The sequence below is a fragment of the Ilumatobacter sp. genome (genome assembly GCF_046290335.1).
Classification (GTDB): domain Bacteria; phylum Actinomycetota; class Acidimicrobiia; order Acidimicrobiales; family Ilumatobacteraceae; genus Ilumatobacter_A.
In genome coordinates this window covers 1,194,381-1,214,636 of the sequence record NZ_JBKAGH010000001.1, presented here as the reverse complement: position 1 = coordinate 1,214,636, position 20,256 = coordinate 1,194,381, and the positions used below count along the sequence as shown (strand labels likewise).

Annotated in this window: 14 protein-coding genes; 3 read left to right on the top strand and 11 right to left on the bottom strand. The window is 62.7% G+C overall.

What is annotated here, in order from left to right:
* Window positions 1-4 precede the first annotated feature (4 nt).
* The 7 genes from ACE37B_RS05455 to ACE37B_RS05425 all read right to left on the bottom strand — a co-directional run bounded on the left by ACE37B_RS05455 (window position 5) and on the right by ACE37B_RS05425 (window position 8,653).
* Window positions 5-3,757, bottom strand: coding sequence for an HYR domain-containing protein (locus ACE37B_RS05455; protein ID WP_409922264.1), 3,753 nt, complete (start codon window positions 3,755-3,757; stop codon window positions 5-7).
* 73 nt (window positions 3,758-3,830) lie between these two features.
* Complete coding sequence (locus ACE37B_RS05450; RefSeq protein WP_409922263.1) at window positions 3,831-4,673, bottom strand: SMP-30/gluconolactonase/LRE family protein; 843 nt, start codon at window positions 4,671-4,673, stop codon at window positions 3,831-3,833.
* Window positions 4,673-5,416: an SDR family NAD(P)-dependent oxidoreductase gene (locus tag ACE37B_RS05445; protein ID WP_409922262.1), complete on the bottom strand. Its 744-nt coding sequence runs from the start codon at window positions 5,414-5,416 to the stop codon at window positions 4,673-4,675. Before ACE37B_RS05445 ends, ACE37B_RS05450 begins: the two co-directional genes overlap by 1 nt.
* Entirely contained in the window at window positions 5,413-6,351 is a 939-nt protein-coding gene (locus tag ACE37B_RS05440; RefSeq protein WP_409922261.1) for an NAD(P)-dependent oxidoreductase, read from the bottom strand. The genes ACE37B_RS05445 and ACE37B_RS05440 overlap by 4 nt, the downstream gene beginning before the upstream one ends.
* Window positions 6,351-7,022 (bottom strand): cytidylyltransferase domain-containing protein, encoded by a 672-nt coding sequence (locus ACE37B_RS05435; protein ID WP_409922260.1) that lies wholly within the window; start codon window positions 7,020-7,022, stop codon window positions 6,351-6,353. Before ACE37B_RS05435 ends, ACE37B_RS05440 begins: the two co-directional genes overlap by 1 nt.
* A 2-nt stretch (window positions 7,023-7,024) precedes the next feature.
* Window positions 7,025-7,963: a glycosyltransferase family 2 protein gene (locus ACE37B_RS05430; protein WP_409922259.1), complete on the bottom strand. Its 939-nt coding sequence runs from the start codon at window positions 7,961-7,963 to the stop codon at window positions 7,025-7,027.
* Between the two features lie 33 nt (window positions 7,964-7,996).
* Window positions 7,997-8,653, bottom strand: a complete 657-nt coding sequence (locus ACE37B_RS05425) for an acetyltransferase (RefSeq protein WP_409922258.1) — start codon at window positions 8,651-8,653, stop codon at window positions 7,997-7,999.
* A gap of 130 nt (window positions 8,654-8,783) precedes the next feature.
* Between ACE37B_RS05425 and ACE37B_RS05420 the strand changes: the two genes are divergently transcribed.
* Together ACE37B_RS05420 and ACE37B_RS05415 are read left to right on the top strand one after the other, a co-directional pair.
* On the top strand, window positions 8,784-9,962 hold the full coding sequence (locus ACE37B_RS05420) for a DegT/DnrJ/EryC1/StrS family aminotransferase (protein WP_409922257.1): 1,179 nt from the start codon (window positions 8,784-8,786) through the stop codon (window positions 9,960-9,962).
* Window positions 9,959-12,349 (top strand): methyltransferase domain-containing protein, encoded by a 2,391-nt coding sequence (locus ACE37B_RS05415; protein WP_409922256.1) that lies wholly within the window; start codon window positions 9,959-9,961, stop codon window positions 12,347-12,349. The genes ACE37B_RS05420 and ACE37B_RS05415 overlap by 4 nt, the downstream gene beginning before the upstream one ends.
* Here the strand turns inward: ACE37B_RS05415 and ACE37B_RS05410 are convergent, their stop codons facing one another.
* The gene (locus tag ACE37B_RS05410; protein ID WP_409922255.1) at window positions 12,350-14,485 is read right to left on the bottom strand and encodes a glycosyltransferase; all 2,136 of its coding nucleotides are present in this window, start codon (window positions 14,483-14,485) and stop codon (window positions 12,350-12,352) included.
* 145 nt (window positions 14,486-14,630) lie between these two features.
* Complete coding sequence (locus tag ACE37B_RS05405; RefSeq protein WP_409922254.1) at window positions 14,631-16,583, bottom strand: glycosyltransferase family 2 protein; 1,953 nt, start codon at window positions 16,581-16,583, stop codon at window positions 14,631-14,633.
* An 89-nt stretch (window positions 16,584-16,672) separates the two neighbouring features.
* Between ACE37B_RS05405 and ACE37B_RS05400 the strand changes: the two genes are divergently transcribed.
* Window positions 16,673-17,188, top strand: coding sequence for a hypothetical protein (locus tag ACE37B_RS05400; RefSeq protein ID WP_409922253.1), 516 nt, complete (start codon window positions 16,673-16,675; stop codon window positions 17,186-17,188).
* Window positions 17,189-17,217: 29 nt separating this feature from the next.
* Here ACE37B_RS05400 and ACE37B_RS05395 read toward each other — a convergent pair whose 3' ends face one another.
* Together ACE37B_RS05395 and ACE37B_RS05390 are read right to left on the bottom strand one after the other, a co-directional pair.
* Window positions 17,218-18,486: a glycosyltransferase gene (locus ACE37B_RS05395; protein WP_409922252.1), complete on the bottom strand. Its 1,269-nt coding sequence runs from the start codon at window positions 18,484-18,486 to the stop codon at window positions 17,218-17,220.
* Window positions 18,483-20,084 carry an FkbM family methyltransferase gene (locus ACE37B_RS05390; protein ID WP_409922251.1) on the bottom strand — a complete coding sequence of 534 codons (1,602 nt, stop codon included), beginning with the start codon at window positions 20,082-20,084 and terminating at the stop codon, window positions 18,483-18,485. Before ACE37B_RS05390 ends, ACE37B_RS05395 begins: the two co-directional genes overlap by 4 nt.
* Window positions 20,085-20,256: the final 172 nt, after the last annotated feature.

Here is a 20,256-nt window from a genome sequence, read left to right as displayed (position 1 = left end):
TGGTTCAACTGGTGATGTAGCCGGCGAGGTCGATCGTGAGATCTGTAGTCGCTGTGCTGAAGGCGCAGATGTCGCCAGCCGCAGAGAGGTCGACTGCGACTTCATTGCCGACGATGGCGCCGGGGGTGGTGACGTTGACGGATGCGGTTGGGGGTCTGCCGTTGCACGGAAACAGTGAGAGGTAGCCAGGTCTGATGGAGTTGACGGCGGTGGCGTTGACCACCACGGAGCGGGCGTCGGTTGGTACCCCGGCACGTCCGGTGATGGGGATGCGAACGGTTTCGCCACCGTGGATGCGTTTGTTGTGTTCGCCGTCGCCGTCGATCGTGCTTTCGACGATTCGGCTTTCGAAGACTCGGGCTGGGGTGATGCCGTTGAAGTCGCCCGCAGTGAAGTAGCCGGCAACGTCGAGGGTGAGGTCGGTTGCCGTGGAGGAGTGCAGGCAGATGCTGCCGGTCGGCGAGAGGGGAGCGATGAGTTCGTTTCCGCGCACGATCCTTGCGTTGTCGAAGTTGAGGGATGAGGCGAGTGGCCGCTGGCCGCAGGGGTAGGCGGTGACGAACCCGCGTCGGTCGGGGTTGATGCCGGTGAGGTTGAGCACGGCAGTGGTGGCGGTGGTCGGGACGCCGGCGCGACCGGTGATCTGGACTTCGAGTGCGCCGCCGGTTGCGGCGTTTCGTCCTTGTCCGGTGTTGGTTGCGTCGATGGTGATGCTGTCGGGGCGGGTGTCGAGGAGCCGTGCTGGGGTGACGGGTGTGTAGGTCGAGGTGTCAGGGATCCAGCCGGCGAGGTCGATGGTGAGGTCGGTGTCGGTGGAGGTGTAGATGCAGGTGCGTCCGTCTGCGTCGAGGCCAGCCACGATCTCGTTGCCGAAGATGCCGCCTGCGGCGCTCATGTTGAGTGATGACGCGAGCGGCCGTGTGGCGCACGGGTACACCGTGATGAAACCGCGGTCGTCGGGGCGCACGGCGGTGACGTTGACGATGGCTGCCGCGGCACCGCTGGTCGGCACGTTGCCGCGTCCGGCGATATCGAACTCGAGCACGCTTCCGGCCGCGAGCCGTCCGTCACCCGCGAAGTCTCCATCGACGGTGGTGCCGCTGGTTCGGGTGTCGAGGAGACGGAGTGGGTCAGCGGTCATGACGTCAGGGAGTTCGGTGGGTGCTTGCACGTCGAGGGTGAACGACGTGAGGGTCTGGAGGTTGCCTTGATCGGTAGCAGTGCACGACACGACCTTCTCGCCGACCGGCAACACCGACCCGGGCGCAGGCGAACATGACACCGCGGCGGATGAGGTGGTGTCGATCGCGACCGGGGTCGAGTACCACACGGCACCAGACGACGAACCAGGTGGCAACACGACTGACACACGCTCCGGCGGGTCGACGAACACCGGCCCTCGCTCGACGTTCACGATGAGTTGACGGGGAAATGTCGGAGCGTTGAAGCCCTCTGCGAAGACCGCTCCGTCACCCGAGGTGAGCGTCGCATCCACGAACTCGCGATCATTGCCCGACCCGCCCGGCCAGGGGTCGAACGAGCCGCCGTACATGTCGAACGACGCGCTACCCGGCACGATGCCGAGATACGTCGCCGAGGAAGCGACGAAGGCCCACGTCGGAGCGTTGGCGCCAGGACCGAGGAACACGTCGCCGCGACCGAGATCGGCGATGCGGGAACCGAGGCGGTTGCCTGCCGTGCTTCCGACCAGGCTGTTCGCGCTCGAGATGGGGCCCACGGGAGGGGACGCCGAGAACCGCGTGACCGCGCCGGCATGTTCACGTCCGCCGACGGTGGCCTCAGGGCTCCGGACGATCACCGAGCCGTCCGACAACACTGTTGCTCCTCCGCCGCCGACGAGGTCTGCGGATCTGGTTCCGTGCAGGCTGTTGGTCGGAGTCACTGGTCCGATCGGGGTCTCGCCTGCTCCGACCCAGGTGACCGCACCGGCAATCGCGAACGAGCCGAAGGTCCAATCGGGGCTCGTGACGACGGCCCGACCATTGCGGTCGGCGACGATGTCGTTCCCGATCTGGTCGTTCGTCGTGGTGCCGTGCAGGCTGTTGGCCTCGGACACCGCACCGACGGTCGATCCGTCGGTCGCGGCCCAGGTCGCCGCGCCGACGGAGGACGCGGTGGCAGCGCTCCAATACGGCGATCCCACGACGTATCGGCCGTCGGTCAGAGCCTCCACGACGATGCCGACCTGGTCATTCGGCCGGGTTCCGTGAAGTGACGTCGTCGTGCTCACGGTCCCGTTCGTCGAGCCGGTGGCGTCCATGTACACGACGGCGCCGACGTCCTCGGTGTCGCCGTCGTCCCAAGCCGGGAGACGGAGCACTGCTTGTCCGTCGGCGAGTGGTGTCAAGCGAGCCCCCTCGAACACGTTCCCTGGTCGCTGCCGGCGTTCGAAGTCACCCGTCGTGGAGCCGAGCACACTGTTCGCCGCGGATATCGGGCCAACTGGAGGAGCGTCGGGCGCGATCCACGTGGCTGCGCCTGCGTCTTCGACCGGTCCGTTGTCCCAACCTTCGGCAACGATCACCGCTGCGCCAGGAACCGACTCGACCCCGCCGTCCTGGGCCTGGCCGATCTGGTCCTGATCATTCGTACCGTGCAGGCTGTTCGACGACGAAACCGGCCCGGTGACCGAGTCATCGGATCGCAGCACGGTCACGGCGCCAACGTTGGCCCTGCCCTGGGTCGACCAGTAGGGCGACATCACCAGCGCGCTGTGGTCGTCGAGTTGCACGACGCCGCCGACGCCGACCCGGTCCAACGCAGTCGTCCCGTGAAGGACCCGCTCGGGTGTCAGAACTCCGCGCACCTCGTCGGCGCCGTTGATCCACGCCACCGCGCCGACCCCATTGCGGTTCCCGAGGTTCCATCCATGCGACGCCAGGACGAATCCGTCGCCACCCATCGGATACAGCGTGGTTTGTCCGAGGCCGCCCAAACTGTTCTCGACGGTCACCGGCCCGATGGTCGATCCATCGCCCTTCGCGTAGGTGATGGCGCGTTCGCCCTGACCTACCCTGCTCCCCACGATGAAGTCTCCGTTTGCGAGCGCAGCGACCCCGTCGCCGAATTCACGGGTTCCGACGTAGTCGCCTGCCTGAGTTCCGTACAGGCTGTTGTCGACGGTTTGCGTTCCCACGAGACCTCGATCACCATCGATCCACGTCACGGCTCCGGCGAACTTTCGGCTCTCGTCAGGACTCCAGCTGGAGTTCGAGACGACGGCGTGACCACTCGTGAGCACGGTGATCGATGCGCCGAGGCGGTCGCTGATCTGCGACCCGATCAGGCTGTTGTCCAGCCCGATGCGTCCGCCGAGTCCTCGGCGACCATCGATCCAGGTCACGGCCCCCAGATCCGGAACGCCGAAGAAATTGGCGTTGGGGCTGCCGACCAGCACGTTGCTGTCGCCGACCTCGAACAGATGACGCCCGACCCTGTCGCTCGTGAAGTTGCCCTCGACGCGGCTGATGAGCGCGTTGGTGCGTCCGTCGTACAGTGACACCGCGCCGACACCCGACGAGTCGCCACGGCTGAACGACTCATCGCCGATCACGTAGTTGCCGTTGGAGAGTACGAGAACGTTCGGGTCGGAACTCTCAGCGCCGTCGATGGGGGTGACCGTGGCGAGCGGGTCCGGCGCGGCAGGCTGGGCCTCCACGCTCGGTCCAACTGACGCAAGGCTGGTGAAGGCGACGACGGCGCTGACGGCTCCTCGTGCTGCACGAGAATGGCTCATGTCCTCATGATGCCACATGTGCGCCGCACGCCCGTGTGCGGGGACTCCGCAGCGTCGTGGTGGCTCTCCGGGATCAGAAGACGAGCGAGGTCACGAGCCGCAGGGCTGGTCGACCCTTCACGCCGGGGACGGCGACGTACATGTCGCCGGCTCCTGGTTCGCCGGGATTCGGTTCCGAGGCGGTGGTGATGAGCAGCCTGTCGAGCTGGGTGCCGACGAACGCCGGGCACGTGACGTAGGGGGTGGGTACCTCGACGACCTCGTCCAGCGATCCGTCGATGTAGCGGTGCACTGCGCTGCCGCCCCAGAGCGCGACCCAGAGTCCACCGTCGGCGTCGATCGTCATACCGTCGGGGTCGCCAGCACCGTCGGGGATCGATACCGCAGTCCTTCGATTCGAGATCGACCCGGTCGCGAGGTCGTAGTCGAAGGCATCGACTCGACGCGTCGGGGTGTCGATGTAGAACAGCGTCTCGCCGTCGGCTGACCAGCACAACCCGTTGGAGATGGCCACATCGGCGAGGAGTTGCGTGGCGCGGCCGTTCTCGAATGCCCAGAGTCCTCCGAGGCCTGGCTGAGGTGGGTCGCCCATCGTGCCGCCGACGAAGCGTCCGCATGGATCTGGTTTGCCGTCGTTGAGTCGAATCGTGGCTGGTTGGGTTGGCAGCTCGATCGAGGCGGTGCCATCGAGCGACCTCAGCGTCGTGCCGACGGTGGCGACGAGCTGTTCGTCGTCGGCGACGCAGATGGAACTCACGGTGGCGTCGAATGATGCGATCGAGCGCAGTTCTCCATCGAGGCTTCCGACATGGATGGAGTTGGAGCGGATGTCGACGCAAGCGAAGCGGTCGCCTCCGAGCGAGATCGGGCCCTCGCCCAATACCAGGCCGCACGCAGCCAGACGATCGGCGATCATCACTCCGTCCCGAGGCGAATGGTGGCTCCGCCGTCGACGACCATCATCTGGCCGGTCGTGTACGGGGAGAGCTCGGTGTCGGCGAGGTGGATGATCGTCGGTGCGATCTGCGCCGGTGTTGCAACGAATCCCAGTGGTGTCCGATCGATCAACGCGTTGAGGTTGCCGTCTGGGCCGTCGGGATGCGGTCGACGAGACAGGCCTGCTTCGAGCATCGGCGTCATCACGGCGCCTGGGAGCACTGCGTTGCAGCGGATGCCTTCGGCGGCGAGTTCGAGTGCTGCGCTGCGGGTGAGCGCCACGAGCGCTCCCTTGGAGATCGCGTAGACGGCGACGTTCATCGACGTCGCAACCGCATGGACCGAGCTGACGTTTACGACGGCACCGCGTACGGCTGCGAGTGCCGAGTGGAACTCGCGAATCATCTGGAACGCTGCGCGGACGTTGGTGTTCATCACCGCTGCCCATTCGTCGTCAGAGGTCTGAACCAGTGGCTGGTTGACCTGGAGTGCGGCGTTGTTGACGAGGGCGTCGAGGCGTTCGACGTGAGCGAGTTGGGTGCGCAGGGCGCTGATCCCGTCGTCGGCGGCGAGATCCGCTTGGACGAACTCGTGGACGTCGAGGTGCTCGATCGGAGGGGAGCGGTCGACTCCGATGACGTGCCAGCCAGCGTCGGTGAAGGCGGTCGCAGCGCCCCGCCCGATGCCACCGCAGGCCCCGGTGATGATGACGTTCTTCGTCACAGCGCTCGGATCTCTTCGATGAGGTGTGTGATCGCAATGTCGCTCGTGCGCGCCGAGGCTTCGAGGGTGTTGCTCGCGTTGTGCGATCCGAAGATCACGTTGTCGAACCGCTTGAGCGGCGAGTCTTCCTCTGGCGGCTCGATCTCCAGCACGTCGACGGCCGCTCCGCCGATCCGACCGACTTCGAGGGCCTCGATCAGTGCGGCGGTCTCGATGACGGGGCCGCGCCCGGTGTTGACGATGAACACGCCCGGCTTCATCGCTCGGAACGCTGCCTCGTCGAGCAGATGGAACGTCGATGCGTTGAGCGGACAGTTCACCGAGATCACATCGCTGACCCGGAGCAATTCGTCCAGTTCGACGACGTTGACTCCGAGCTCCGACGCGGCGAGCTGGCTCTCGGGCGACGGGTCGACACCCACCATGGCCATCCCGGCGACAGCGGTCCGCCGAGCGACCGCTCGACCGATACCGCCAAGCCCGATGATGCCGACCGTCAGGCCACGCAGCGACGTGCCAGCCGGCTTCGGCCACGCGCCCTGTCGGATGCCCCGATCGATGAAGGCCAACTGCCGGGCGAGCATCGTGATGTAGGCCATCGTCACGTCAGCGACTTCGTCGTCGAACATCCCAGGGGTGTTGCGCACGACGATGCCACGCTCGGCCGCAGCAATCAGGTCGATTCCATCGATGCCGATCCCCCACTTGGAGATCACACGAAGGTCGGGGAGGGCATCGAGGACGTCGGCGGTGAACTTGTCGTCGCCGGCGACGACACCCACGCAACCCTGCATTGCGGCGATCAGTTCCTCGCCCTCCAGATGCTGTCCCCGGACCTCGGGAGTCACGATCGACCAACCGAGATCGTCGATCGGCCCGCGATGTCCGGCGAGGTCGCGTAGCAACTGGATACACGTCACTCCGACGGTCGTCATCACTCTGCTCCGATCCGCTGCTGCAGCAGCTCAGCGATCACGAAATCGTGTTCCTCGTCGATATCGACCGCTTCCAGCGGATCGATCTCGAACATCAACGGCGTCGTACCCATACGCCGCCCTGCCGCGATCTGATCAGCCGTGAAGAGGTAGAGATTGGAGTTCTCTTCGTAGATCGGTGGAAGATCCTGCGTCCTCAGCAGCACGGCCGGATCGTGATTCACGGCGTTGCCAGCGGCGTCGTACAGCCGAGTCTGTAGGCGAGTCACGGAGAACAGCGAATCGTGGCGGTCGAGCGACGACTCCAGCGCTTCGATCGCCGCCGTGATCGTGTCCGAGCGCAGCAACGGATTCGTCGAATGCGTCTGTAGATACCACTCGCTCGGGAACAGCGAGGCGTCGTGCTGCAACACGTCGGTCATCGGAGTCTCGCCGCCCAGAAGGTGCTCAGGTCGGTCGATGCAGCGCACCTCCGGAAAGAATTCTGCGCACTGCTCGGTGATCGTCGGGCTGTCCGTGTCGATCACGATCGTCGAGATCTGGGGCACTGCCAACATCGTTCGCACCGCATGGTGGAACAGCGGGCTTCCGTTGAAGTCTCGGTAGTTCTTTCCCGGCACGCGCTCGCTGCTGTGGCGCATCGGCATGAACGCCACGACGGACATCGACATGATCAGTTACTCCGATTGCTGGGTTGGCGGGTCGCTCGGAAGTCGATGCCCTTCGGATAGTAGAAGCGTCGCTTGAGCTCGGTCGATACGTCGCCACGCGAACGGAAGCCTTCCCACGTGCCGAGGTACTGGGCAGCCCGGAACGAGGGGATGTCGACGAGATTGCGGAGCAGCTGACGTCTCGCCGCCGCGGCGAGATAGTCCCGAGCAACGTTCGCGCCGAACAACATCACGGCCTCGAACGCGCCCAGTCGCTGGTCGTCGAAAATCCGCCGATGAGCGATCGCTTCGCGCCGATACCGGTTACGGATCCGCGGAAAATGCTCATCGTGAATGTGAGCGATGGTCGCATCGGAACGATAGGCGATCTTGCCTCCACGCTTGAGCGCCTGCTCGGCCCATGCCAGATCCTCGAGACCGGTGAGCTCCTCGTCGTAGTGACGCTGCTCCCACTCCGACCTTCGAACTGCGCAATTCGCGTTGTTGCAGAACGGAGTCCTCTGATCGGGGTCGGACACGTCGGGGAACCACTGACGAAGCAGCTGCAACTCCGAGAACTTCGTGCGATGGTCGCCGGTCTGGCGGCCATAGCTGAGCACGACCTCGTCACGCTCGAACGGCTCCACCAGATTCGCCAACCAATGCTCATCGATCGGATACACGTGCGCACTGACGAAGATCAGAATGTCGCCCGTCGCCGCAGCACACCCGATGTTGAGTGAACGACCGAACGAGAAGTCTTCTGGCGCGATGCGAACGATGTCGGCTCCGTGCGCCTCCGAGATCGCAACCGTGTCATCCGTTGAACCGGAATCGACCAGCACGATCTGATCCGGCTGCTGCGTCTGTCGCAGCAACCCCGAATACAACGCCGGCAGATGCTCCGCCTCGTTCAGCGCCCGAATGACGATCGATGTTGTGGGCAGGTTGTCGCCATTCACCGCCGCAACGCTAGCGGCCTTCGTCCGCGACGGTCATGCGACCGGTCGAGCTGGTGCACCGACCACGGTCACCCCTGCGGGGACATCATGGACGACGACGGCTCCGGCGCCGACTACGGCGTTGCTACCAATCTTGATCCGTTCGACAACTGTGGCACCGGAGCCGATCAATACGCCGTCCTCAATGCTGCAGTTTCCGCCGATGGTGGCCCCGGGCATGACCGAGACGAAGTCACCGAGCGCCGTGTCGTGCCCAATCGAGACGACCTGATGGACAACGCAGTGAGCCCCGAGAGTTGCGAGCGGGGATACTGTCGCCCCTGCCAACACGACGCTCCCGGCGGCAATCTCGACCAGGGTGCCGATGGTTGCGGTCGGATGTATCAACGTGACGAACCGGCTTGGCGCCAGTCCGGCCGCAGCCGCGATCTGCCGCCGTGCGCTCGGGTAACCCGCAGCCGCGACGAACCGGAGTTTGTCGAAGTGGCGAGCATCAGCGATCGAACCACTCAGACGTGCCCTGCGACCCTCGAACCTGGCCAGGTCAGGGTCACCATCAACGAACAACGCGACGACTTCGTGCTTTGCCTCGGAGCTCAGCGAAATCGCTTCGATGACTCCGAGTACGTCGCTGGCATGCCCGGCAGCTCCGAGGAGACCATACGTATTCGAGACGGAAGTCTTCGCCATATTGGGAGCGAATGTACTCACGTCGTTGGCCGACTGGCGACGAACTGGGCGACCGTGTCGAACTGCGCAACGCAGAACATTCCTCGCGACCGCTAGCGTCGGGTCGCTGACTTAGGAGCGTGTCGAACCCATGACTCGAAAACTCGCGATCCTCGGCGGTACGCCGGCTTTCGAAGCGCCGCTCCACGTCGGGCGACCCAGCCTGCCTGATCGCGCTGCGCTCCACCGATCGATCGACCAGATCCTGGACCGCCAGTGGATCACCAACGACGGCCCGGTCGTGCGCGAGTTCGAGGAGCGAATTGCCGAACGAGTCGGGGTTCGCCATTGCGTCGCGACGTCGAGTGGCACGTCTGCAATCGAGATATTGCTAGCCGCCGATGGAGGGACGGACGGGTACCTGTGCCCAGCCTTCACCTTTGTTGCGACTGCGGCGGCGGCGTCGTGGATCGGCCAAGATCCGATTCTGGTTGACAGCAGCCCAACCTCGCCGAACATCAGCGCTGACGAAGCTATCGCCGAGTGTGCCGGGCGATCGGTCTCGGGCCTTCTTGCCGTTCACGTCTGGGGTGACCCGGTGAGTGCGTCGGAGATGCAGCGAGTAGAAACAGAAGTTGGATGCCCCGTCATGTTCGACGCTGCTCATGCTTTCGGCGTGCGCCGCAAGGGAACCCCGGTCGGGCGAGAGGGCCTCGCTTCGGTCTTTAGCTTTCATGCGACGAAGATCGTGCAATCGATCGAAGGCGGCGCGATTGTGACAGACGACGATGGGTTGGCCGCCGATCTGCGTTCACTTCGAAACTTCGGATTTAGCGGTTACGACGTTGTCGACCGACGTGGCATCAACGGGAAAATGAACGAATTCGAGGCTGCAATGGGATTGCTCTCGCTCGATCAACTCGATCGAGTGATCGACCACAATCACGAACTGCATGAAGCATATGGAGAAGAACTGCTCGCACTCGCCGGAGTCGATTTGTTCCGGCACGCCGACGATGTGGAACCCACTCACCATTACATAGTGGCAATAGTCGATTCCGGCACGGCGCCGCTGGAGCGCGACCAACTGTGGTTGGCGCTCACGGCAGAGAATGTGCTGGCACGTCGATACTTCTCTCCCGGCTTGCATCGGTTCGCTGACTACGAGGGTTTTGCGTCGAGGCCACTCCCAAACGCCGACAGGTGGGCGGCGGCGTGCCTCGCTCTCCCGACCGGGCGTAGCGTCACCGTTGAAGCGGCACATCGTATTGGTCAACTCGTCGCAGAGATCTGGCACGAGGCCGCGTCGTTGCCACGGCACGTCAAATGACCACCGACGAGCAGTTCGACTGCGTGATCGTCGGTGTCGCTGCACACCCGATCGTCGTACTGCTTGCCTCCGAGATGTCCGCAAGAGGTTGGAAGGTCGCAGTGCTCGACGGTGTTGCCACAGAAGACCTCGAGATTGCGCATGGCGTCTCACTCTTGTCGGCGGATACGAGACTGGCGAGCGCGGATCAGAAACGCGCCCAGCGCTGTGGTCAGGTAGGGGGCTGGTTGGAGCATCGGCTTCTTCGCTTCGATCAGCGGGCAATCGCCCGATTCGCTGCGGAGTTCGGCGGGGATCCTGAACTGCTGTCGATTCGCCGGCCGATCGAGCGCGGCGAGCGAATCGCATCGGTCATTCGACAGTTGGAGCCTCGTGTCGTCTTCGTCAACCACGCATTTCACTACGGATGGGTTCCCCGACGTGTCTCGGGTATTCCCGTCGTCGTGATGCCGTGGGGCGATGACCTCTTCGACTATGCCCCAGCCTCGCGAGCTGCAAGTCGACTCGTGCGGTCGGCTCTGCGGTCATCTGAGCTCTGCATCCCGAGCGCTGTGTCGTCGCTCCCCACAATTTGCGATCGATTCTCGGTGCCGCGGGATCGAGCCCGGTCGATCTCGTGGGGCGTCGATCTGTCGGGCATCCCACGTCGTTCGACCGAGGTGGTATTCGAGGCTCGCGAGCGGCTCGGTCTTCCTCAGGACAGCACGATCGTCTTCAATACCCGGCGTCTACGCGATGCCTGGGGAGGGGACACGGCGCTCGCAGCTCAGATTGCGATCGCTCGACGCTTTCCGGCGACCTACCACGTCGTCATTGCTGGGGTCGGCAATTGGGAGGACGCCCGCGCCGCGCTCCGTGCGACGGCGCAGGCCGGTGTCAGCGAGCAGTTCCGAATTGTCTCAGGAAACGTCGATATGAACGACTTCGAGGCCTACTGCAGCGCCTCTGACATAGGCCTCTCACTGAAGCGGACCCGCGATATGAGATCCTTGAGCATGCTGCAAGCAGCGGCAGCCGGTATGGACGTCGTTTGTACCGATCAGCCTGAGTATCGGGCGATGGAATCGGAAGGATTCCGAGCGAGTTTCGTCCAGGCTGGCGACGCTGACGGAGTGGTGGAGATCGTGTCTCGCCTCCTCGAGGGGCAACAAAGCACTGAGCCTGACCGGGCCGCAAACCGTCAGTGGATAGAGTTTGCCGAGGATCGGTCCAAGCAAATGCCGCTGTTGCTCGAGCTCATCGCTTCGGTGGCAGAGTCGAAAGGACGAACTCGCGTTCGTTGCTCCTGGTCGTCGCCTGATCGGCACGAGAGCTCAGCCGGCGCTAGCGTTCCGACCGTGAGAATCTTCTCGTCGTCGTTGGCCCACGCGGCGAGAGTTGCTCGGACCGACCCGAGGCGAGCTGTGCGTGCACTGCGTCGCAGGGTCGCGGCAATCATTTCGCCGGACGCGCCCGCCTTGGCCCCATCGCTGCCTTCGGCTGCGAGTCCTGTTTCATCACCGATCGTGGATTCGGTAGCCCTAAGCGCCTCAGCCGGGCGTTCGAGCCCAGATGAAGCCGCCAAGTCGGAGGCGCTGGCGACAGTGGAACGGGTTCTCGAGTCAGCGCTTCGAGGACGTGGAGCGTGGAACGAATCGCGGATTCCTGTGGTGAGGGCAACGTTCGCACGCATGCTGGCCAATGTCAAGCTCAAGACGGTCGACAACTCCGATCGGCCGATCCTCGAGATCGGCGCTGATGGGCAATTGGCCGGGGCCAAAGTCTTGCATGAACTCACCGGGCTGCCGGTTGTGGCCACGAACTTGGTTGTCGATGGCCTGGAAGGCAACGTCGGGCAGTATCCGATCACCGTCCGGCAGACCGGCATCGACGCTCTCGAGTTCCCCGACGCGTCGTTCTCCATGCTGTTCGGTCGAGCTGTCCTGGAACATATCTCCGGTCTGGACCACTTTCTTGCCGAGTGTCATCGGGTGCTTGAGGACGGCGGTGTCCTCTACCTCGACGGTGGCCCCCTGTACCTGAGCCCGAAGGGACATCACATGGCCGTGAAGGGCGCAGACGGCACGCACTACGGATTCGATGTCATGCCAGATCTGCTTCCAGACTGGTGCCAGCTAACGCACGATCGTGAATCCCTCGAGGACTACCTGAGGGAGTCCACCGAGGTGGGAGATGATGCTGCCATCATCGCCGAATACGTCTTCACGTCACCCGAGCAGAACCGACTCGCTGCGAGCGAGATCATCCTGGCATTCGCTCGTTCGCCGTTCGAGCATGTGTCGCACGAAAAGCTATGCGTACCGACTCTCCCGCCTCTCGATCTTGTCGAGCGCTATGGAGAAACCGATCTGGTGTGCAATGGGCTGGTGTTCTTCGCAACCAAGTGATCACCGCCGATGCGATACACGGTCGACGATGCACTGAGCCGCCCGCTCGGCGGGCGTCAGAGAGTCATCAATCGACACCTGCGCAGCGAAGAACTCCGCTGATCGTTCTCGGTACGTACCTCGCCATTCGAGTGCCGTATCAATCGCTTCAGCGAGTTCATGTACCGACGCGCTCGTCGCAAACGAGCCACCCGGCGTGCGGAAAGTCGGGACCTTCTCGTCATGAGGGTTGTGGTAGACAAACGGAACCCCCCGGGCCATCGCTTCGAACGGAACGGTACTAAACCGTGAGATCAAGAGGTCCGCTTCGTACTTGAGGAGCCACTTCATCGGGCGGGTCGCGATCGGGAGATCTGCATCCAATCCGCCGTCAGCATGATGCTGGCTGATCAGCGGGCGGACATTGGCCAATCGGCACGCTTTGAGCACGGACTCGAGCCAGCCGGTCTTCTCTCCAGTTAGCACGTTGTACGTGAAGTTCGAGTTGATCACCGCGGTCCGAGACGTTCCAAAGCTCCGCTCCCCCTCTTCCCAAACGTTCTGAAGTCGGCTATTGCCCACAACGGCGGTGATTTCTCCGTTCAACGCCGTCACGTCGTTCTGGCCTTGGCACAGCACGAGGTCGCTTCGTCGGTATGCGCGACGTATTCTTCCGGTGTCGGCATCCTCGAAGTCCTGAACTCCCTCGACTTTGGCGATAGACAAGGCCCCGCGCTGAGCAGCGAGCTTGGCAAGCGGGATTGTTGGGCCCCAATCGTTGAGGGTCAGCATGGCACTGAAACGGCCGATCGATCGGAGTTCGTCTGGCCACGAATAGACGGGAAGGTCCGATTTCCACAGTTCTTTGCAGACCTCGGGCCCTTCACGCTCTGTGAGCAGCATCGATGACCGCATCCCGAGATGTTCGAGTGCGTGTGCCAGTGGGACGAGTTCGTCTGTGTGATACCGCGCCAATGGGACCAGAACGACTCCGCCGAAGCGCCCTCTGGAGGGTGCCCGCCTGGCGGCTTCTCGAATCTCCTTGGCGTTTCCGGAGCGGTTTCGGAGGTCAGGAGGCTTGAGGCCGGAGCGGATCGATTGGCCGCCCTTCTTCAACGCCCCGAACTGGGTGGCAGTCCGACGGGCGATGTCGCAAAGCTCGTCGTCGCTGATGGTCTCGTCCGCAAGACCCGTTCGCTTCATCGCCTTTCTGGCGATCCCGTGAACGTTGAGGGCGTACGGAGCGACCTGGTGAGCGTCGGCAGGGAACATCTCGATGACGTCCCGAATCTGCTGTGCGTCGTCGGCGGCGATCGCCAGTGCGAGAGACTCGATGAGGCGCTCGGTCTTGCGAACAACGCTGTCGTAGTGTGAGCGACCTCTGGAGAACGGGCTCGGTGCGACGACGTTCAGCGGGGCCAGGTCGACGTCGGACTCCTGCCAGGTCATCACCCGGTCGACGTGAGCTGCATGGACTGCCGGCTGCCCCTGGACCATGCCGTCGCGGCGTTGTCGGTAGGCGATCCCGACATCGGGCCTGTAGATGAATCTATACCCGAGCCGCATGAGCCGAGACCAGAACTCGAAGTCTTCCGCCGATCCGAAATCGGGATCGAACCCACCGCTCGCGATTGCGAGCTCGGTACGCAAGAGCGGCGCGCTCGCAATGAATGGTGGCTTGCCCGCGGACGAGAAGTAATCAGCGTTGCCGAGTCTCCTCGGCTCACGCACTGCGATGCCGGGTGCAGCATCATGGGGTACCGGTACCCAATCGCAAAACGCACCTGCGACCTCTTCATCGTCGGTGTCGAGGAGCGCTTCGATCCGACGCTCGAGTGCTTTCGGGAACATGAAATCGTCGCCGTCCAGGAACGTGACGTAGGTGCCGCGAGCCGCCGCGAGGCCGCTGTTCCGTGTCTTGCTGAGCCCAGCGTTTTCTGGGTGTCTGATCACGCGAAAGCGACTATCGCACGCACGCATCTCCATGGCGACGTCAAGCGTGTGGTCATAGGAGGCATCGTCGACCACGATGCATTCAAAGTCCCCAAAGGTCTGCGCAGCGACGCTCTCTAGTGCAGTCCCAAGATGTAATTGCTCGTCGAAGGCGGCCACGATCACGCTGACGATCGGTCGTCCTGTGTCGTTTTGAACGATCAACGGGACCAGGCTCCTGGAGCGACGAGGGCTCATGAGTTGTTTGGATCGCCCTCTGGCCGAGTTCCAGACGTTGCTCGTTATTGGCTTGAGTCCAGGAGGAAGGGATCGATACGCCCGGCTCAGAATTCGTCGAGAGAGGGGCCGTTCAGCCTTCATGATCGTGCTCCGTTGAGTCCCCGAACAGATCACTGACGAACTCGCTGGCGTTGCCATCGTGTGGGAAAAAGCGGCTGAGACGGGTAGCGAACTCGTCTGGATGCCGGCTGGATCCAGTGAGGGTCTGGGTGAGGATTCGGCGCAACGATGCCGAATTCTGTGCCGGCGCGAGATGCCTGACAAGTGTGAGGTTCAGAGTATCCGATAACGCAGGGTCGAAGACGACCACCCGAAGGCCAAGCGCCTCGAACATAGGCAATTCGTCGCATATTGGTAGGACGATCGCAGACGCCTCGCCGAGCAGCCGCAAGCTGAGAGGGCGCACGCGAAAGCCGCCAAGTTTGGACGCTGGCATCGCTTTCGACGCAAGGACGGAGCGGTTTGGGAAGCTGTCAGCCGTGGCGAGCGCTGTGGACAACCATCCGTCAGCGTACGGCTCGTCGAGAAAGCCGTCGGGCACGAAGACCACGATGGGTCCATTGGGAGAAAGCCCGGGTTGGGACTCAAAGATGTGCCGAGCTCCGATTGCCACCCCAGACCGAACGATCTCGACGGAGCGGTCGCCGAGCTCAGCAGCCTCCAATTCGTTTCTCACGATGGTGTGGGAAGCTTCTCGGAAACGACGTGCTGCACCGTTCTCGAATGTGCGCAGAGCGGTGAGTCCGGTGGAGCGAATCGTGCAGCGCTGCTTGCCGATTCTTCGAACGATCTGGCCTCGTTCACCGTCGTCCGAGCCGAACACCATCCACTGTGCCCCGGGCCACCGCTTGATCGCGTTGTCCGCGGTTGTGACGGGCAGGTCGTATCCAGCGATCGGCCACAGGTCCGATAGGGCGGTGCCTTCGTTCAGTGCCACGACCAGCCTCTGTTTGCCGGACCAACCCTCAGCAATCGCCACGATCTCGAAAGCGTCTTCGATCGATGACGGCGACACCACGATCACGGACTCGTCGTTGTCTGGAAGATCGGCGGTGAGCATCTCGACGGCGTCGTTCGCAGCGTCGTCCAGCGACCCGGCTGCCCTCTGTACGAAAGGGGCCGACTCCTGAGGGGGCTCAGGTTCGGCAGCGTTCCTTCGTTTCCCACCCGTCAGGATTGCCGCTGCGTCCCCGAACTCTTGATCGAGGTTCGTGCCGAACTGGGTCGAGCGAAGCCATGAAAGACGTTGGCCGGAACGGGGTGAAGCGAACTCCGCCGTCAGGCCGAGCATGTTGCTGCCGGCCAAAGAGATTCCGCGCTCGACTGCATCGCCGACAATGCTGTCAGCGTAAGTGGCACCGATCACGTCGGCTCGTCGAAGCATCGACATTGGTCGCTGCCGGTAGGTCGACACGACGGATGGGACGTATCGGAAAAACCCCCCGGTCGCCAAAATGCGTGTCCACATCGAGAAGTCTTCGAAGAGCGGCAATCCCTCAGGAAACCCGCCGACGCTGCGAACGACATCAGCACGAACCAGGGGTGCCGAGCAGATGAAGCCGTTTTCGCCGCGGAAGCTCTCGGCGGTGACGTCCGGAACGGATTCCCGAGGGTCTCGACGCGCCGGGAGATCGACGGCCTCGGTTGTGTGCTGCCAATCGCCGAAGACTCCGATCAGGCCAGGCTGATCGACGCTCGCGGCCAAGTAAGCGTCGACCCGCGCTGAGACCGAATCCGGATACAGGCAATCGTCGGAGTCGAGAAACCCGAGGAGTTCTCCTCGGGCGAAGGCGATCCCGGTGTTGCGCGCTCGGCCGAGACCGCCATTGCGTGTCCGCCGAATGATCCGGATCCGATCGTCCACCAGTGCGATCTCACGAGCGATCGCCAGCGAGGCATCGGAACTCGCATCATCGACCACGAGAATCTCGAGGTCTGTGTGATCTTGACTCCTGGCGCTTTCGATGCAAGCAAGAAGGAACTGAGATTGCTCGAAGCTTGGGATGATGATCGAAACGAGCATGGTCAGTCCAACACCAGCAGTGGATTCGAGCGGACGCCGAGCCGAACCAGTCGTCGATATGCGGCGGGGATTCGGAGGTTGAAGCGTTCTTGGAAGAGCGGATCGGTATACCTCTGTCGGTCTGCTCCGAGCGAGAGCTGCATGGCGACGTCGATGACAACAGCCAGATGGTCGTGCCATTTTTCCTGGATGGTGGCCACAAGTGCAGAGGAGGCACCTTGATGCGAACCGGCTTCGTCGAGCGCGAACTGGCGAAGAAGGAAACGCATCTCGTTCAACTCTCGTCGTATGGCTTGCCGGGACTTCACGAGAGTCGGATCGGGGCACTGGGAATTGACGCATTCGCGCAGCATCGACTCTTCGTCGCTCACGAATGCGACGATTTCCCCATTCGCAATCCGTGTGAGTACCTCGGCTCGACCGAGTTCACTTCGGCCCTGTACGTCGACGGCTCGGAAGGTTCGCTGGACCAGCCGCTCCGCGTCGCTTACCTTCGAGACGTACCCAAATCGAAGATGGGAAGCGGCGTCGCCAGTGGCTACCGCGGTTCTGCACGGAAGGTCGACGATGCTTCGAAGCGCCCACGTCTCGGCGAGGCGGAGTGAGATCGACGTCGATTGCGGAAGCGGCGCGGTCACTTGCTCACCAGGCTTTCCAGAAGGGGCTCGAGTAGTTCCAGGTGTCGCTCGGGTGAAAAGCGATGCAGTTGGCGTTTTCTTCGCTCGGATCGCACCTCGGCTGTCTCATCACGGCTGCGGCGGAGCTCGATTGCGAGCCGGTCAGCCAGAAACTCAGCCGAAGCGTGGTGCGGAAACAAACCGTCAGCATCCGCGATGGTCTCGGAAGTTCCACCAACGTCCGTGGCGAGGCAGCGGACGCCGACCAAGCCTGCCTCAATCGGGACGGTCGGGAGATTATCCATTACGGACGGGTGCGCAACTACATCAGCCGCGGCGTAGAGCAGCCTCATCATCGATCGCGGACACCCGCCGACGGCGATCGCTCTGTCTTGATAACCGTGCAGTCTGAGGTCGGGCACACGATTCTCGTCGAGGACAGCCTGTAGACAGCCCGGTTCGATGAAGGACGATGCCTCCTGCCCCACGTAACTGCTGCTGCCTCCGACTACCAGCAGAATCGGGTTCCCCTCGACGAGGTTCATCGATTGGGCCAGATGCCCCAGGCCCTTGCGCTTCTCGCGTGGATTCCCCACCGCCATCACCAAAGGGACCCGTTGATCGACTCCAAGCAACGAGCGGGCCTCGGTCCGGCCCATTGCATCGAAGAGTTGCGGATCAACAGGATTACGAAGATGGATACAACGAAGGCCTGGAAAACGACGCCGGCAGCGCTCGAAGAGCCAAGAGGACGGTGCGATAATCGTGAGATTTCCCGCTCGTGCGGAGACCTCGTCGAGGTGCTCGTAGCGATGCCGAGCGAGACTAGCGTCACGGTGCGGTTCGAACGATCTGACGAGTTCGGAGTCGATATTCAGCCGATAGTGGGCATCGGTCAGAAACCATTCATCGTGAACGGTCATGACGACCGGAAGCTGTCGACTGAGGTCGGAGACCATGTGTTGGTCGAGGAGCCGCCCGCAATTGTGGACGCACAAGATATCGGCGTTTTGTGACGTCAATTCGTTCTGCATCCACTGCCGCGCATCCTCTCGTAACGTCAGAAAATCCCGCGGAGAAAGTGTTCGATCGAATGGCTGCTCGGAGTGCAGAAAGGCCGAAATTCTGATCCCGGATTCAGCAATGGCAGACGAGATTTCGTCGGAAGCCGCTGCTGCGATGAAGGAGACATCATGGCCTGCGTCCCTGAGCAACTGGCCCTGCAGAAGAGCCATCAGCCCGGCTCCGTTCGGGCGCAGGAAGTCGACAAGGATCGACACCCTCATGCGAGGGCTCGTCTGATCGCTCGAACGAGATTCATCGCGCCCGGCACCCGATGAGCGACGGCCTTTGCCCCTCGACGCGATATCGACATAGCGCTACGAGAAAGCTCAGTTAGGTGAGCGCTCGATGCAGGCGCAAGAGATGCGCTCAACGAAAGAGCCGGCTTTGCAACAGGGTCTTGTGCAATCGAGCCCGCTCGGCGGCCCACCTGGACAGAGAGTGTTCCCGAACATGCTCGAAGGCGAACCTGAGACACCACGGTCCGCTGGCCGCCAGACGCGGTCAGCGTGTAACTGTCTCTCTTGCGAGACAGCGTGATCTTCGTGCTTGGTAGGTGAGTGCAAGGTACACGATCAATCGATGCGGTGCGACCGTCCTGCTCCCAGACGATCTCGAGTTCTCCGGACATGGTGATCCGGACGATTCCAGTCGCAAATCCACGTCCGAAATCGAATTCGCAGAGTGTTTGCGCGTGCTTCGCCGACTTCTTCAGTGGCGTTGCAACCACGATCTCCGCACAGTGATCATCGTCCAGGTCAAGTTGGCCGGCACCGACCGGAAGTTCTACTTTCTCGAGTCGCTCAAGTGACGAAAGCGTGGCGCTGTTGAAGTCGAGGAGGACGGCCCCGCTTGTCGCCCAAAAAATGGCGCACTTGTCGGCGTCGCTCGTTCCGGATGGCCAAAGGGACGGCAGTGGATGTTGAGGTCCGACGAGAAGGTCTTCACGGAAGCCCACCACACTGTCAACAACGACTGCTGCGGGCTCGTCCAGGGTGCAAGCAACCGCTGGCAACGGTCCGATGAGCTCAGGAACACGGTGGCGCTCGAGGTCGAGTCGCTCTGATCCGAATGAGGAAAGCAAGCACCGGGTCAGATCCGACCGAGCGGGGTCGGATTTGTGGATCGCTACGAGGTCGAAACCGCCGAAGTGGTCAATCGGACCTGGAGAATGGATGTAGCCATCTCGGTTCTCCTCGGTCAGTTCGTTGCCGATCACGTCGAAGACCTCATAGCCGTGTTCGTGCAACAGATCGAGGAGCTCGATCGCGTCCCAGGAGTTGGCCTCGATGGCGCCAGCCACTAGTTCTGCGTGGACCACGGGTCGCCATCTCCTGAGAGTGTCCCTTGCGCCAAGCAGTACGTCCAACTCGCCACCTTCGACGTCGATCTTGATGACCCGAGTTGGACGACCGTTACTCACATCGTCGATTGTGAGCTGCGGCACGTCGTGCTCGACCAGGTCCGTGGCGTGTGAGCGAACTGCCTTGGCACTCCATCCAGGGTGATCTCGAACCTCGTGAAAGCGGATGCTCTTCGCTGACTCGGCGCCAACGCAGCTCTGGTGAACACTTACGAACGGTGTCAAGCCGGCGACGTCGAGACGGGCTCTGAGCCGCTCTGCCGCCCAAGGCAACGGCTCGATTGCCGCCACCCACCCAGTCGGGCCCACCGCAAGTGCGAACGGAACAGTGTGCTTCCCGACGTGGGCGCCCGCATCGATCGCACCGTCTCCAGGCTCCAGGGCGGTCTCGAAGACTCGCCTCAGAATTCGCTCAAACTCTTCGTGTGGATCAGCGAAACCTGCGACGGCCTCAAACATTCGACCTGTCGTTGACCTGCTGGGCGGGCGCTTCACCGGCCGAATCATACCTTCTCGACGTGCGGCGATTCGGATCTGGACTCGAGTTGAGCTAGTGCACTGGCCATGAACGTTGGTGGGTCGCGTCCACCACCTTGATGGCTGGGTCCGTTTCCCTGGGGGTGTCCTGTCT